General features: G+C 38.4%; 7 protein-coding genes. 1 reads left to right on the top strand and 6 read right to left on the bottom strand.

What is annotated here, in order from left to right; translation table 11 throughout:
- Positions 1–57 precede the first annotated feature (57 nt).
- Together H9565_RS10060 and H9565_RS10055 are read right to left on the bottom strand one after the other, a co-directional pair.
- Positions 58–1,572, bottom strand: a complete 1,515-nt coding sequence (locus tag H9565_RS10060; RefSeq protein WP_215439196.1) for a DUF1501 domain-containing protein — start codon at positions 1,570–1,572, stop codon at positions 58–60.
- A 25-nt stretch (positions 1,573–1,597) separates the two neighbouring features.
- A complete protein-coding gene (locus tag H9565_RS10055) occupies positions 1,598–4,846 on the bottom strand; it encodes a DUF1553 domain-containing protein (protein WP_215439194.1) in 3,249 nt (1,082 codons plus the stop codon).
- Between the two features lie 231 nt (positions 4,847–5,077).
- Between H9565_RS10055 and H9565_RS10050 the strand changes: the two genes are divergently transcribed.
- Positions 5,078–5,941, top strand: coding sequence for an AraC family transcriptional regulator (locus tag H9565_RS10050; protein WP_215439191.1), 864 nt, complete (start codon positions 5,078–5,080; stop codon positions 5,939–5,941).
- A 3-nt stretch (positions 5,942–5,944) separates the two neighbouring features.
- Here the strand turns inward: H9565_RS10050 and H9565_RS10045 are convergent, their stop codons facing one another.
- The 4 genes from H9565_RS10045 to H9565_RS10030 are packed head-to-tail and all read right to left on the bottom strand — an operon-like array spanning position 5,945 to position 16,876.
- Positions 5,945–7,267 (bottom strand): Gfo/Idh/MocA family protein, encoded by a 1,323-nt coding sequence (locus tag H9565_RS10045; RefSeq protein ID WP_215439189.1) that lies wholly within the window; start codon positions 7,265–7,267, stop codon positions 5,945–5,947.
- A 3-nt stretch (positions 7,268–7,270) separates the two neighbouring features.
- A complete protein-coding gene (locus tag H9565_RS10040) occupies positions 7,271–9,094 on the bottom strand; it encodes an arylsulfatase (protein WP_215439187.1) in 1,824 nt (607 codons plus the stop codon).
- An 8-nt stretch (positions 9,095–9,102) separates the two neighbouring features.
- Positions 9,103–13,335 carry a two-component regulator propeller domain-containing protein gene (locus tag H9565_RS10035; RefSeq protein WP_215439184.1) on the bottom strand — a complete coding sequence of 1,411 codons (4,233 nt, stop codon included), beginning with the start codon at positions 13,333–13,335 and terminating at the stop codon, positions 9,103–9,105.
- 28 nt (positions 13,336–13,363) lie between these two features.
- Positions 13,364–16,876: a VCBS repeat-containing protein gene (locus H9565_RS10030; RefSeq protein WP_394370251.1), complete on the bottom strand. Its 3,513-nt coding sequence runs from the start codon at positions 16,874–16,876 to the stop codon at positions 13,364–13,366.
- Between the last annotated feature and the right edge of the window lie 10 nt (positions 16,877–16,886).

Genomic DNA, 16,886 nt, shown 5'->3' with positions numbered 1-16,886 from the left:
TGATGATTTTTATTTTGATGGTAAAATACAATGAATACTGGTCAAAAACAGGTAAATCTAGGTCAATAAATCTTTAACTACATGACCGTGAACATCCGTTAGACGATAGCGCCTTCCTTGATGCTTAAACGTTAACCTCTCATGATCTATACCGAATAGATGCATAAGCGTAGCGTGAAAATCATGTACGTGAACAGGATCTTTGGTTACATTGTAACTAAAGTCATCAGTTGCCCCATAGGTAAACCCAGGCTTCACTCCTGCTCCGGCCATCCACATGGTAAATGCTTTTGGATGGTGATCTCTACCATAATTTTCGCTCGTTAACTGACCTTGGGAATACACCGTACGTCCAAACTCTCCTCCCCAAACTACAAGGGTATCCTCAAACATACCTCTTTGCTTTAAATCCTTGATCAAGGCAGCAGTGGCCTGATCTGTTTTTTTAGATTGACTTTTTACTCCTCCTGGACAATAGTTGTGCTGATCCCAACCTTGGTGGTACAGTTGTACAAACTTAACCCCTTTTTCAAGCAGTTTTCTTGCCATTAGGCAGTTTGCCGCATACGTACCGGGATCCCTACTATCTTTGCCGTACATATCAAAAATATATTCGGGCTCGTTTGTTAGATCGGTTACCTCAGGTATGGAAGTTTGCATTTTAAAGGCCATTTCGTATTGGGCCATACGGGACTGAATTTCTGGATCACCAAAGGCATCCGTCTGTAGGTCGTTCAAATTCTTTAAATAATCCAGCATATCCCTACGGTCATTGCCATCATAATTTTCTGGATCGCTTAAATAGAGAACAGGGTCTTTACCCGACCTAAATTGTACTCCTTGGTGCTCTGTTGGCAAAAAGCCGTTCCCCCATAAACTTGCTTTTAGAGGCTGTCCTTTTCCGTTTTTAGAAACCAATGCAATAAAAGTTGGCAAGTTTTCATTGTCTGAACCTAAACCATAACTTAACCAAGAACCAATAGCAGGCCTACCTGGTAATTGATTTCCCGTTTGCATAAATGTAATGGCCGGGGTATGGTTAATTTGGTCGGTTTGCATACTTTTAATAAAACACAGATCATCTACCACTTCGGATAGGTAGGGCATCGCATCGCTCACCCAAGCTCTAGACTCCCCGTATTGCTGAAACTTAAAAGTAGAAGGCGCTATAGGCAATGTACTTTGACTACCGCTCATACCCGTAAGTCTTTGACCACTTATTACGGATGGTGGTAATTCCTGACCGAACATGTTGGTAAGCTTTGGCTTATAATCGAACAGATCCATCTGAGATGGGCCTCCACTCTGAAATAAATAAATAATTCTTTTGGCCTTTGGCGCATGGTGCGGTAGACCTAATCGGTTCTTATTGTAAACCTTTAAAATCTCTTCTTCCGTACTGTTCTTGCCTATACCGGCAAATGCCTTTTCTGCGCCCAGTAAACTTCCCAACGCCATGGCACCGATACCAAGTGATGTCTTTTTAAGAAAATGTCTTCTATCCAGTTGCCTTTCGATTTTTTGTAAATCCTGGTTATTGGAAGTCAGTTTATTGTGATGATGATTACACATAGTTTCTTTTGTTTGCTGTTAACAATTATCGTTTGGTGATGCTGGCATCGGCATTCATTATGGTACTTGCCACTACGGCGTTTGCAGCTATAGCCGCCTTATCATCGGTTTCGGAAATTTTAAACGCCCCGGTCTGCAACCAACCTTTGGCCTTATCTAAATTTTGATTGAACTTTTCAAATTCCTGTTCCCGTAATTGAGCAAGAACCTCAAGTTCTTGGTCCGTAATACTTCTTCCTGCCAATTTCATGAAGGTTTGGGCAATACCGGTCTCTACGTCTTTGGCTTCCGCCATTTGTTTTCCTAAAACCCTTGAAGCTTCAATGTAAGTAGGGTCGTTCAAAATTACCAAGGCCTGTAACGGCGTATTGGTTTTTTGCCTTCTGCTGGTACATAAATCCCTTGTAGGGGCATCAAAAGTTGAAATTGTAGGATTAGGCACCGTACGCTTCCAAATGGTATACATGCTTCTTCTGTAAAGGCCTTCTTCCCCATCTTGAACGTAAGTATCTCCGTTTACTTTCCATAGTCCTTCTGGTTGGTACGGCTTAACACTTTCTCCTCCTATGGTCTCGTTCAACAGACCGGACGCATATAGTACATTATCTCTTAACATTTCTCCGGACAATCGTGTGGAAGGTCCTCTTGCTAACCATTTGTTCTCACCATCCCATCTTAAATGCTCCTCACTAACTACGGAACTTTGTTGATAGGTGCTGGACAACATTATGGTTTTATGCAATGCCTTAACATCCCAGCCGGACTCTACAAATTCAAGAGCCAACCAATCCAACAGTTTAGGGTGACTTGGCAATTCACCTTGATTACCAAAATCCTCAGAAGTCTTTACCAATCCTCTTCCAAAGAGATTTTGCCAATAACGGTTTACCGCTACCCTAGCCGTTAACGGATTGTCCTTATCCGTAATCCATTGGGCAAGGCCCAACCTATTTTTAGGTAAACTATCTGCCATTGGAAATATCTCCGTTGGAACATTTGGAAATACCGAATCTGTTGGTGAATCGTAATTACCTCTATCCAAAATATAGGTCTGTCTAGGTGTTTTACGTTCTTTCATCACCATTATTTGCTTAATAGGTTCTATACTATCTACTAAGGCTTTACGATTCTCCTCCAAAACAGCAAGAGCTTCATTGTATTTTGGAGATTTATTGAACAAATAGTATTGAGCCAGCTGCTCTTTTTCTTGTTCGGTAAGTGTTTCTTTTGTTTTGGCGATTAAGTTCTTAAGCCGGTCTGTAGTGCTTATTTGCATTACTTCAACAGCACTCAATTCATTATCAAAAACCATTATATCATCTACAACAGCATTACCAATGCCCTTTCCTCTCCATATAGCACCAATTCTTAAACCAGGCTCTACGGTTTCTTTATAGATATAATTGTTCATATTGTTAAAAACAATATCCTTGTACAGGTTATCAAAAGAAGTAGTGGTTTCAAGTTTTTCGCTATCCATATAAATCCCTATTCCCTTTGCCTTACTAGAACCGTCATAGGTAAGCGTAACCTGCACCCATTTTTCCTTTGGAATCTCTTTAACGGACTCTACTACCATTGAATTATCTGGCCACACATGGGCAAACAACGCTTCTAACTTGTTCTCTTTTACTTTTAAGTGATACCCTCTAAAACTATGTAATTCAGGTCCTTGCATTTTATGAAATATAACTCCATCTTCAAGGTCCTTAGGAATAAAAACTTTTATAGAAATGCTAAAAGGCTGGTTGCGTTTGTAGATACCTATTTTATCCAGATCCAACCATGTATCCCCATCCATAAATAGCCCTTTACCTGTAGCTCCCTCTTTAAAAACAGGTTTCTCGTTATCTACAAACTGCTGACGCATACGAATATGGTTTTTGCCATTTCCGCCAGCGGTGTTCACCAATTTTTGGTTATCAAAATTAAAAGAAGCAATCAACCCACGCGGCTTACCTTTAACCGGAATGTTCTTAAAAGAATTACCCGCCAACCACTGTTCAAACTTTTCATTTTCGGTTTTAGCTGTGCGCTCAACTTTATCTTCGGATTCCTCAACAATTTTATCTAGATAAGCAAGCACCCCTTCCTGTTCTTCCGTAGGAAGCAACATGGCCGGAACCGGAGTAGCTAAATCCCAAGGAATCAATCCCGTCTCATCTACGTTATTGAAAAAGCCATACATCTCAAAATAGTTCTTTTGAGAAATAGGATCGTATTTGTGGTCATGACATTTAGCGCAAGCATACGACAATCCCAATACACCTTGGCTTACCGTAGCGGTCCTATCCGCAACATATTCCGATCTAAATTCTTCATCTATAATACCACCTTCCAGATTTTGAGGGTGCAACCTGTTGAAAGTAGTGGCCAGTTTTTGCTCCCGTGTGGGGTTTTCAAATAAATCTCCCGCTAATTGCCATGTGAGAAATTCATCATAGGGCATGTTTTTATTAAATGCATCTATAACCCAATCTCTCCATGGCGAGGTATCTCTATATCTATCGTTACTGTACCCATGCGTATCTGCATAACGGGCAACATCCATCCAGTCCAAAGTCATCTGTTCCCCATAATGCGGAGAAGCCAATAAACGGTCTATCTGTTTTTCAAAAGCATCCGGTGCGTCATCGTTTACAAAAGCTTCCATTTCCTCCAAAGTTGGAGGCAAGCCCGTTAAATCAATAGAAGCCCTTCTTAGCAACAGCTCCTTGCTCGCTTTTTTAGATGGAGAAACTCCTTTTTCCTCTAAATTGGCCAATACAAAATTATCTATAGGACTCTGAACAAAGTCGGTCTGTTTTACTTTTGGAACCTGATGCTTTTCCGGTTTTAAAAATGCCCAGTGATCTTTATACTCCGCACCTTGATCTATCCATTTTACTAGCATAGCCTTTTCATAGGCCGATAAGTTTAAATGCGATGAAGGCGCAGGCATTATGGTTTCCGGATTATCTGTCAAGATTCTTTTAACCACCTCACTATTTCCCGGGTTTCCAGGATCAATAGAGAACAACCCTGGTGTATTAATGGATTCGGCATATGCAAATTCAGGGTCGTGCAACTGTAAGCCACCCTTTATTTTTGCTTTATCCGGACCATGGCAAATAAAACATTTATCGGATAAAATAGGTTTTACATGCTGATTAAAATCTACCTTTTCCGGAAGCGTCTCATAGGCCTGTTCTACATCCTCTGGAAGGTCCGGGCCACCGCAGGAGAATAGCATCAAAGCCCAAGAAAAAATGAAATAATTTGATAATTTGAACATTCTTTATGAGAAATTTTATGTTTTCCACAAACTTAAAGTATTTGTTTTGTCAATTTCTTGCATAAATCAGGCTATGAGTTGTACAAATCCGACATTTATAAATCACGGACGCATTATGCATAAAAATACTTTACAACTCAAAAAGCCCTGAAAATCAATTATTGAAAGCATAATTACTATCTTTACATAACGATTATAAGTGCATAAAATCCGATAAGAAGTAAATAGTGTATGAATAAAATTCTGCAATCCTTAAAATTGACCTTTCTACATGGTGGATACGGAAAATTAGATTCCACATGGGATTACGACAACGTAATCAGCCCTTTTTCCCGACTTTATTTGGTAACAAAAGGAACCGCCAAAATATACCACAGTTACGAAGAGTTTGATCTAGAACCAGGTTACCTATATCTTGTACCCAGCTTTACCTACAGCCGGTATAGGTGTGATGACCATTTAGAACTTTATTACATTCATTTTTTGGAAGAGGTTGGCGATGGGCTTTCCATTTATGACATGAAAGATTTTAGATATGCCATTGAAGCTAATAACGACCATTATGGATATTTTAAAAAGGTTATAGAACTTCACCCAAAGCGTTATTTGGTAGACGATGACCCTACTATTTATGACAAGCAAAAATTTCTACTTGACACCGTGAAAAAGAACGATTTGCTCTCTACCAAGTCTTTTATTGAGACTCAGGGACTTCTTCACCTCTTGTTTGCTTCATTTATACAAAACAGTAAAAGCTCCAAGTTAAATATTAGAAGTGATTTTCACGAGGTACTCAACTATATTAAAGAACACTTACATGAGCCCCTTACCGTAGCGGACCTTGCCAAACACAGCAACCTGAGTGCCGATCATTTTTCTAGGGTTTTTCAGCAGAAATTTGGAATCAGGCCCAGCAAATACATACAGACTATACGTATTGAGCGATCGGAAACCTTATTGCTCACCACAAACAATACCTTAGCGGAAATTGCGGAAAAGACCGGTCTAGGCACCATTTCCTATCTTTCTAGAATGTTCAAATTAAAAAATGGAATCACCCCTGGAACGTTCAGAAAAGAAAGACCCGGAGGTTGATTTTTAGTATTTTCTATTTTTTCTACTCTTCATTTTGTTGGCCTCACTATCACCTATAAATTTTTCTTTCTTTGGGTCCCACTCCAAGGTGCGGCCCAATTGATACCCTATATTACAAATGTTACCCACACTCGCGGAACGATGGCCTATTTCAACATCGGAAATAACGGGGGTACCTTTTTTTATGGCATCTATCCAATTCTGATAATGATTGCCTCTAGATTTCAGCCCCTCTTTATCCGTTACCTGAGATTTTAAAATCTTAGGCGGGTCTGTTTCCAAATAACTTCTACTAATATCCAAATTACCTTTGGTCCCTATAAAACGAACACCCCATCCCCTACCAAAATCTTCGTGAACCATTTCAATTCCATTTTCATAGAACATCTGCATACCTCTTACTGCTTTTTTGTCCGCAGGAGGAATAAATTTTACCGGACCAGTTCTATCCATTCCCAATCCCCATTGGGCAATATCAAACATATGAGCGCCCCAATCCGTTAATATGCCACCTCCGGTCTCACTAAACAGTCTCCAATCCGGAAAGAACGCTTTGCTCTCCTGTGGCGCAAGTCTTTCATTATAGGGCAACAACGGTGCCGGACCACACCATTGGTTCCAATCTATTTGAGAAGGTACCGGCTGAGAATCCATATTGAATGGAATAGCAGGGTCACCCACATTAACAAGTACTTTTTTGATATCACCTAAATAACCGTTCCTTACCATTTCCGTAGCTTTTTGGAACGTGGCCCACGAACGCTGCATACTCCCTGTTTGTAAAACTTTACCCGTTTTTTTAACGGTGCTTACCATGTCTATGCCTTCCTGAATCTTTAACGTTAAAGGTTTCTCGCAATACACGTGCTTGCCAGCCTCCATAGCCCCAATGGCCTGTATGGCATGCCAATGATCAGGTGTTGCAACCACTACGGCATCTATGTCATCTCTTTCTAAAATTTCAAGATAATTTCCTGTTGTTGTAAGGCCTTTATAGTTGTTCTGTTTGCGTTTATCTGCATACAATTTACTTACATGTGCCTTAAACCAATCGTTTTTAGTTGTCCACACATCGGAACCAGCTACGATTTGCGCTTCGTCTGTATTTTCTAAAAAAGTATTGGACAGCGTTATACTTTGCTTACCAAGGCCAATGTATCCTAAATTTACCTTATCACTTGGCGCGACAAAACCCCTACCTAAAACATGTCTGGGAACAATACTTATAGCACCCGCAGCTAGAGCCGTTTTAGAAAGAAATGACCTTCGGGATAATGAATCCGTCTTTTTTGAATTTGCTTCAATATTTTTCTTGGCCTTTTTCATGGATTATCCTTTTTTTTCGATTACTATATAATATGCGGAAAACGCGTTTCCTTCATCCGTAATAAAATGACTATTAAGCTCGTAGCTTCCTTTTTTCAATTCCCCTTGTAGCTGCGCATAGGGTTCGTCTGAATCAACATTTCCTTCTAAAGAAACATCACCTAGTTTCACTTGAGCACCCTTAAAATTGATGCGCCTTCCTACAGGCAATTCATTTACCGTTGAGGACCCCATAATAACATCTGAAGCAGCATTAAGAGACAAGCCCGATTCTGGTGGATATCTATACAATTTAAACTCATACTCGCCATCTTCAACAATATTCACGCTATAATAGCCTTCCGGAGAAAACTCCCCCTCACGAATTTGAACTTGGTTCCAAGGTATGTTCTCTTTCGTATGCATATCATGGACTGTAATCGTAACGGGATTTGCTTCTTCATGACCAATAGGAATTTCGGCATATCTCATTTCGGGTTCTATACCGGACCACCACTGATCATAAAAAGCCTGCATTTTTTTAACCATGTCTGGATGTTGGTCCGCAACGTTATTTTTTTGTCCCGGATCATCAACAATATTATATAACTCGGTACCACCGATCAATCGCCATTCCGTATTCATAACACAGCTGTTCTTACCCTTTTCAGGCCATTGAGCACGCTGCGTATCTATAACCAACATACGCTCCTTACTTTCTGCACCCTCCGTTAATACGGCTGACATATCTGCCCCATCCAAAGGCTTTTTAGGCTGAAAAGATACTCCTGCCATTTGGGTAAGTGTAGGTAACAAATCTACGTTGGCTACCAATTCATTACTTGTAGTTCCCTTTTTTATATTGCCTTTGGGCCAACTGATAAAGAATGGCACCTTATGTCCACCGTCATAGTGACTGCCTTTAGTACCCCGCAAACCAGCGTTGTAACCTAAAACACTTCCATCCTTGCTTTTTGCTATTCCCGCAGCAGTACCATTATCCGTTGTGAATATGATTATAGTATTATCAAATAATTTTTCGTCTTTTAAAAAATTGACCAACTTTCCAAAGTTCTCATCAATATTGGTAATCATTCCATAAAAACGCTTCTGAACATCGGTTAACGGAGCATCTTCGTATTGTTTCGCATAACTTTCCGGAACGTTAAATGGTGAATGTGCCGCGTTAAGTGGTAAATACAGGAAGAAAGGTTCTTCTTTCGTACGTTGTACATATTTAATGGCCTCATTAAACCAGACATCCGTTGCGTATCCTTCCACCTTTTCCGGAACACCATTTCTAAAATAGGTGTCGTTAAAATAGGTATTGTTCCAATAATCCGGAGTTTGCTGCACACCTCCTCCGCCATTATAAAGCGTTTCTTGGAACCCTCTATCAAAAGGTCTGTACGGGTAATTATCCCCCAAGTGCCATTTTCCGAACATAGCCGTTTTATACCCCTCATCTTCAAACACTTCCGCTATGGTGGTTTCATCTTCCAACAAGATAGAACATCCACCAATAGTATGCCAAGCATTGTTCCTATTGCCGTTACGTCCTGTCATAAGTCCTGCCCGACTAGGCGCACAAGTCGTGCCCACGTGAAAATTTGTAAGCTCCAAAGCCTCTTTACCAAAAGCAGACAAATTAGGAGTTTTTAGTATAGGGTTGCCATGTGATGCTAAATCTCCATAACCTTGATCATCTGTAAATACAATAATCACATTTGGTTTTTGGTCGTCCGTTTCAATAACGGATACGGTTTTGGTTTTGTTTTTCTGCCCACAAGATAGTAGGGCTAGAAAACAGACTAAAAGGCCAAACTTGATACCTAATTTATTTTTCATTATTAAAGTTATGAGGTTGTTTTTTTATCTTTTAAGTTGGCAACGTATTCACTAGGAATTACGCCAAATTGCTTCTTGAAACACTTGGAAAAATAAGAAGCCGTATTAAATCCTGTTTTGTACATAATTTCTTTGACGGACAAATCGCTCTGCTCAAAAAGCTGAACCGCTCTTTTTAGACGAATGTTCCTAATGAACTCGCTGGAAGATAGACCGGTAATCTCTTTAAATTTCATGTAAAGGTTACTTCTACTATAGCCCATTTCCTTTACAAGCATTTCTACGTTAAAGTCCGTATTCATCATGTGTTTTTCTACAATTTCAATAGCAGTCTGTAGAAAAGACTCATCTACCGAAGTAACGGCAATTTCCGTAGGTTGCAGCGTAATATTCCTAGTAAACTGCTTTCTAAGTTGATCCCTCTGCTTAAGAATATTGGAGAGCGTTAGTTGTAGCAGCTCCATTTCAAAAGGTTTACGAATATATCCTTCAACACCCAATTTTAGATTTTCTATTTCACTTTCTTCGGATGCTTTTGCCGTAAGCATTACCACTGGAATATGACTCGTTTCTTTATTGGTCTTAAGTTTTTCGCAGAACTCGGTACCGTTCATCACAGGCATTAAAATATCCGTTAAGATAATATTCGGCATGAGACTTTTAGCTAGTTTTAAAGCTTGTTTTCCGTTTTCCGCCTCGTATATTACATACTCCGCTTCCAAAGCCTGTTTTACCAAAGTACGAATATCCTCATTATCATCAACAATAAGTAGAATAGGGAGTTTAGGGCGTGATTTTGATACATCTTCATCAAGAATTTCATCATTTATCCCAATGGCAAACGACTCAGTTTCCGAAGAGCGCACCAAGAAATCGCTTTCTGAAACCTCTTTTATACTCACCTCTGGAATGTTCATAAAGGTTTCCTTTTCCATTGGAAGTCGTACTATAAAATCAGTCCCTTTATTCGGTTTACTCTTAACGACAATAGAACCTTGATGTAACTCGATCAAATTTTTAGTAAACGATAATCCTATACCCGCCCCTTGAAGATTTCTTCTGTCTTTTTTATCCTGAGTATTAAAACGTTCAAAAATAGTGTTCACTCTATTTTTTGCTATTCCAAACCCAGAATCTCGAACTTTAATAACTACGTTTCTGTTACTTTCCTCAGCTTCACCACTCTTTTCTCTTTCTATTGATATCTCTACGTTTATATGTCCTCCATCAGGAGTATATTTAAAAGCATTGGATAACAGGTTGTTCATAATCTTTTCTAGAGCATCATGATCAAACCATGATACAATAGCGTCATCACTAGCGGAAATATTAAAATCTACATTTTGCTTGTGAGCTAGAAATTGGAAGGGCTGACAAACTTCTTGAATAAATTCAACAACATTACTATTACGCACTACCAAGTGCATTTTTCCCTGATCTATCTTTCTAAAGTCTAAAAGCTGATTTACCAATTTCAATAAATAATTGGTGTTTTTGTACATGATATTGTACTGCTCCTGAACTTTAGTTTGGCTTACCTTTAGCCCATCCTTCCTTAAATATTCTAGCGGACCTTTTATGAGCGTGAGCGGTGTTCTAAACTCATGCGAGATATTGGTGAAGAACTCAAGTTTTACACGTTGCATTTCTTCGGATTTCTCTTTTTCAAGATGATCCAGTTCCAATTGATGCTTTTTACTAGTCCTGATAAACGTGTATCTCCAGAATAACCATAAAACACCCAACATTAAAAAACTATAAAACAAATAAGCGGCAGAAGTTTGCCAAATTGGCGGTGTAATCTTAATTTTTATTTCCGAAGGAGACTGATCCCATAGACCATCATTATTGGACGCTTTTACCCTAAAAGTATAATCTCCCGGCCCTAAATTTGTATACGTAGCAAAGCGTTTATCCGAAGTAGTTTGTATCCAATCCTTATCAAAACCCTCTAACATATAAGCGAACTTATTTTTTAAAGGTGCTGCATAATGTAAGGCCGCAAATTCAAAGGAAAAATTATTCTGTTTATAGCTAAGTTCAATATCACTAATTTGATTTATGTTTTTTTTCAGAATGACCTTGTCATTCATTTTCTCACCAACCCTTACGGATTTATTGGATACGAGTAAATCCGTAATTACTGTTTCCGCGGGCTGTTCGTTATCATTTATTTCTTCTGGGTAAAACGCATTAAATCCGTTTATACCGCCAAAAAGCATTTCCCCATCTGCCCGTTTAACACACGCCAATTCCTGAAACTCATTATCTTGCAGACCATCACTTTCATTATAGTTTTTAAATGTCTCGTTTACAGGGTCAAATTTAGAAAGCCCCATATTGGTGGAAAGCCATAAGTTACCTTCACGATCCTCTAGAATACCTTTAATTACATTATTGGGCAGTCCGTCTTTTAACGAATAAGAAATGAAACTATCATCATTTCCGTTTTCACCTGGTATGAATTTGTTTAATCCACCACCAAAAGTACCTACCCATAAATCTCCCGCGGTACTTTGGTACAAGGAAAGAATATAATTGTGGCTTATTGCCCCTTTTTGATTCGGGTCCGATTTATAGGTTTTAAATTTTGGTTGTTTCTTGTAACGTTCTATCTTATTAAGACTACTCAAACCATCTCCTGTTGCAAACCAGATAGAACCATTACTGTCTTCAAGAATATCCCTAATGATGTTGCTAGGTAAAGCGTTGGGTTGCTTGGGGTAACTTTTAAAAGTCGATTTAAGATAGTCTTTGCCATTATCCTCCTTAATCCACCTATGAATACCTGAAGTATAAGTCCCAATCCATATATTTTCGTTAGAATCGTTCAAAAGACTGAACACACCGTGCATTAGTCCTTGGGATTTTAGATTTGATTCTTTAATAGCATTTGGATTACTAATATCCAGAAGATACAGACCTGGTGTGCCTTCTGATCCAATTAATAAAGTTCTCTTATTTGCAATTGTTGTTTCTGTAATTGCAAATGTTCTGGAAATAGAATTAAAATGTTCAAATTTATTATAATTACCGTCATCATCTTCTTCCAATAACATATTTAGGCCGCCACCTTCTGTGCCTACCCATACGGTTCCATTGCTATCCTCGTACATAGCCCTAATCTTATCATAACTTAAACTCTTAGGGTCCGGTGTGTTTCTTACATTTAGGAATTGTTTTTTACCTGGATCAAAAGTATTGACCCCGCCACCGTTGGTCCCGACCCAAATGATACCCGTCTTATCTAGATATAGTGATTTTATGATATTCTTACTAATGCTACCTATATCTCTAGAATCATACGTAAAGCGTTTGACAAATTTGGGTTTTTTCTCAATAGACGTGTTCTCAAAATAAAAGAGTCCCTCATTGGACCCTGCCCAAATGCGGTTGTTATTGTCAACTAGAAGGTTGTTAAAATTGGTGTCGTGAATTTTTACAAGTTCTCTACCCTTGCCTTTTACTTGGCAAAATATACCAATGTTAGTAGCTATGATTAATCGGCCCCAATTATCTTCTAAAATACTCCTAACAATACAATCAGGGAGTCCTAATGAATTGTTTACGTTCCCGAAATAATCCTTCCCATTTGAATCTTTTTTTAATTTAAAAATACCAGTTGCCCCACCAACCAGTATTTGTCCGTTCTTATCTTCATAAATGCTGTAGATAGAGCTACCGTCCCAACCAATAATAAAAGGGTCTTGTTCGGAATTAAAATGCTGAAATTTTATATTCTCTGGCGAAACGTTAAGGTCTACCATATCCAAACCGTCACGAACACCTACCCACAAGCGGTTTTTACTATCCTTAAACAAGGCAGTTACATGGTCACCTATGAGACTATTTGGATTGTCATCCTCATTCCTATAAGATGTGAACGTACCTGTAGCAGCATTATAAAAATTAAGACCACTCCCTGTGGTTCCCACCCATAAGTTACCCTGATCATCCCCAGTTATGGCTCCAATAAGGTTACTGCTAATCTGATTTGGTGAATTGGCACTAGGGTTATAGACCGTAAACTTATACCCGTCATATTTGTTTAGACCATCATGCGTACCAAACCACATGAAACCTTGTTTATCTTGATAAATGGCGTTAATATCACTTTGTGATAGACCATCACTTGTTGTAATGTGTTTAAAGCTAATGTGGCTTTGGGCATTACCAACAATGGTAAACAAAACTGAAACAATTATAATTATATAATCAAAAAGCTTTACTCTCATCTTCATATATGTGCCCCCTTCTTTTCTATTTCCTTTAATCTAGAACAACCTCTCTACTTATACCTTCAGCATCATAAATTAAAATCTTATCCATTGATTCGTGAACCTGAATACTATTTGACGATTGCGATAAATAACCAGCACCATAATAGAACTCTTGCTTGGCTACATCTCCATTTTTAAAATATATCTCGGCATTAGTTTCCCCCGGTTCAAACTGCACAATGGGTAACTTGAGATTTTGTCTAAAACGTTTTACCTTATTGGAATTTACCGATGCTAACCACAAAAGGGTAGAATCATTTAGAACCACATTCACCAAAGCACGTGCATCATTCTCAACTTTAAACCCAGTTTTAGTATGTAAAACCGATGTGAAGTTCCCTTGATTATCCCCGCTAAGCACAACACCTTTTCCAGCATCATACCAGCCCGAGATTACCTCGGTAGGATAAAAGTTTCCAACTCCCAAAATATCATCCGAACCATCTGAGTTAAAATCACCTGTATCCAAACCAAAAAGTGGAGACAGCTGTGCTTTTTGAGGTAATGGGACTACAGTAAATTTTCCGCTGCCTAAATTTTCAATATAACTAGAGCTTATATAATTAACTTTCAACACTCTCATTCCAGTAGTATCTAATGCCTTTAGTACTTTGGGCATATCAGCCTCTGCATATTGATCATAATTAGGAAATATTCTTTTAATGGAAACCAATTGTTTTGCCAATTCACCTCTAGGAGCCAAGGGTACTTCCTTCCCTTTAATATACCTTGTAATTATAGGATCTATACTAGAATTTTTGTCAAAATCCTTGGCGTATACCCTCATTGGTTCTTTTTTGGTTACTTTGTATGCGGTGTTTTCCCCTAAATTACCTGCTATATAATCTATATCTCCATCATGGTCAAAATCCTTACCGATTAAGCTATTCCAAAATCCACTATAATTCTCCAGCCCAGTTTGAGTATTATGCTCCAATCTACCATTTTTATTTTCAAATATGGTTATTGGCATCCATTCTCCAGCCACCATAAGGTCCAAGTCGCCATCATTATCATAATCTGTCCATAGAGCAGAACTGACCAACCCTATTGTACGCAGTTTTTCCGCTTTCTTTTCAGTAACATCTATAAATTTTCCATTAACATTCTCGAGCAAATAACTATTTGGTGTGTCCGGAAAATTTCCTGGAACAATCATACCCCCAACAAATAAATCCAAATCACCATCCGAATCAAAATCGGCAGCTACTACGCAAGATCCGCTAGCCTTTATTTCTGGTAATGCATCTGTTTTATGTTCAAAAACTTCATTACCCTTATTAATGTACAGCCTATCTTGATAGTGACCTTTATCAAAATATTTTACAGAACTACCTCCGCTAACGACATATAAATCAAGGTCATCATCTCCGTCAGCATCAAAGAATAGAGCCCCAAGGTCTTCATATTTTTCGGAGCCCGGAAGACTTATAGAATCAAAAATACCGTTTGACCTGTTGAGAAAAATTTTACCGGGGTAATTTCTTGCCCCACCAACATAGACATCCTTTTTACCATTACCGTTAATATCTCCTGTTGCTATTCCAGGGCCATTAAAATCATTTAAATGCAATAGTAAAGGTTCTCCTCTAAAATCACTGTTATCATTTTCAAAGTGATTATACCCTATAACATTTGCATCTTCAATTTCCGTAAACATTCTGGCAGCAGGAACTTGATTTTTCTTATTGATTGTTGATGCTTCGTTCTTGTTAAGGTTATATAATGTATCTACACGAATATTTTCAAGAAGCTGTTGAGTACCATCTTGCCAAATAACTTTTAAAGAATCTACATGGTTTTGTTTACCTAGCCCCATGTGAATGGCAGAACTTACCGATGACATATAACCCTTTACGGGGTTGTATTCATAATAAAGTTTTTCTTTACTGGATAAAAAAGCAATGACCTTTGCTCCTATACCTTCTACATTATTCTTATTTCCATTTAACCGCACTCTTAAATAGTGGTTTTCCTGAGTCTTATCAGAATTATTTTTATAGAGAAAGGCCGGAGCATTAATATTATTCACGACCAAATCCAAGTCTCCATCGTTATCAAAATCTGCATATACAGCACCGTTGGATAAAGATGCCTTTTCAAGTCCCCATAGTTGGGTCTTATCTGTAAACTTTAAACTCCCATCATTGGAAAAAGCGTAATTAGGCAAGAATATACTATCCAACTTTTTTAAGCGCTCTACTATTTTCTTTTCGGAGGCCCTACCCGTTCCATTTTTAAATATCCCGGCCTGACTTGAATATTCCATAAAGTCGTGATTGGTTATATCCCGCCTAAAGCCATTGGTTATATAAACGTCTTTAAACCCATCATTATCAAAATCTGCAATTAACGGAGACCAACTCCAATCTGTTTGATGCAAACCAGAATAGCGACCTATTTCACTAAAAACAGGCGTGCCTTGTACGTCGTTACCTTGATTTAATTGCAGTGTGTTTCTAATGAACTGTGGCGAAAACCCCTCCCTAAGGGTTTGTTTAAAATGTTCATGGTTCATATTGGCTGTCATGGTTTTCTGACGCTTATTAATCTCCGGTAGCATATCCATGACCAGTACATCAGGTAGGGCATCATTATTTATGTCCGAAACATCTATACCCATACCATTTCTTGATGTATGCTGAAAATATTGAGATAATTTGTTCGAGAATGTACCGTCTTGGTTATTAATATACAAAAGGTCATTAGCAACAAAATCATTGGCTACATAAATATCCGGCCAACCATCTTTATTAATGTCTGTTATTGAAAGTCCCAAACCATAACCCTCTATTAAAATACCAGCTTTTTCCGAGACATTTTCAAACTGAGGATAGCCATTTGCTCCCACTCCCTTATTCTCATATAGACGGTCCGTACTTGGTCCTGAACCATCATTTTTTGTATATAGCTTTTCTATTTCTTTTGGCGGTTCATTTGCATGAGTCATTACATACAAATCTAAATCCCCATCTCTGTCATAATCAAAAAATCCGGCTTGAGTAGAATATCCGGAATCATCTATACCATAAATTGCTGCTTGCTCTGTAAACTTAAAGTTCCCTTGATTTATATAAAGTTTGTTTTTTCGCTCAGCCTCAGTAGCAAAACCTCCAACAGAGACATACACATCCATCAAACCATCTTGATTAATGTCAATTACGGATATACCATTAGCCCAATAGCGGCCTTCAATACCCGAACTTTGGGTAACATCTTCAAACCTAAAATCTCCAGTATTCTTGTAAATCTTGGATGAAACCACGTTTCCCGCAAAAAAAATATCACTAAGGCCATCATTATCAAAATCTGCCACACCAACACCTCCTCCTATATAGATGTAGGGGAAACTAAAATAATGGAGTTCATCGGTTTCGTTTATCGTGTTTGCAAAATCAATACCTGAATCACGCTCAAAAACCAGCTGAAATTGTTTTTGTTGATTATCGCAGGATATAAAGGAAATCAAACTTGCTATAAATAGTAATTTCTTCAAGGGCATAATTCTAAAA

Origin of the sequence: Zobellia russellii, assembly GCF_018728565.1 — a bacterium.
GTDB lineage: Bacteria > Bacteroidota > Bacteroidia > Flavobacteriales > Flavobacteriaceae > Zobellia > Zobellia russellii.
Note: the sequence above shows the minus strand (reverse complement) of the source record. Positions and strands in the feature narration are given on the sequence as shown.

What these genes read in the sequence shown, in the direction of transcription:
- H9565_RS10060 (WP_215439196.1), bottom strand. Translation starts at nt 1,572, where the DNA reads ATGTGTAATCATCATCACAATAAACTGACTTCCAATAACCAGGATTTA.
- H9565_RS10050 (WP_215439191.1), top strand. Translation starts at nt 5,078, where the DNA reads ATGAATAAAATTCTGCAATCCTTAAAATTGACCTTTCTACATGGTGGA.
- H9565_RS10035 (WP_215439184.1), bottom strand. Translation starts at nt 13,335, where the DNA reads ATGAAGATGAGAGTAAAGCTTTTTGATTATATAATTATAATTGTTTCA.
- H9565_RS10055 (WP_215439194.1), bottom strand. Translation starts at nt 4,846, where the DNA reads ATGTTCAAATTATCAAATTATTTCATTTTTTCTTGGGCTTTGATGCTA.
- H9565_RS10040 (WP_215439187.1), bottom strand. Translation starts at nt 9,094, where the DNA reads ATGAAAAATAAATTAGGTATCAAGTTTGGCCTTTTAGTCTGTTTTCTA.
- H9565_RS10045 (WP_215439189.1), bottom strand. Translation starts at nt 7,267, where the DNA reads ATGAAAAAGGCCAAGAAAAATATTGAAGCAAATTCAAAAAAGACGGAT.
- H9565_RS10030 (WP_394370251.1), bottom strand. Translation starts at nt 16,876, where the DNA reads ATGCCCTTGAAGAAATTACTATTTATAGCAAGTTTGATTTCCTTTATA.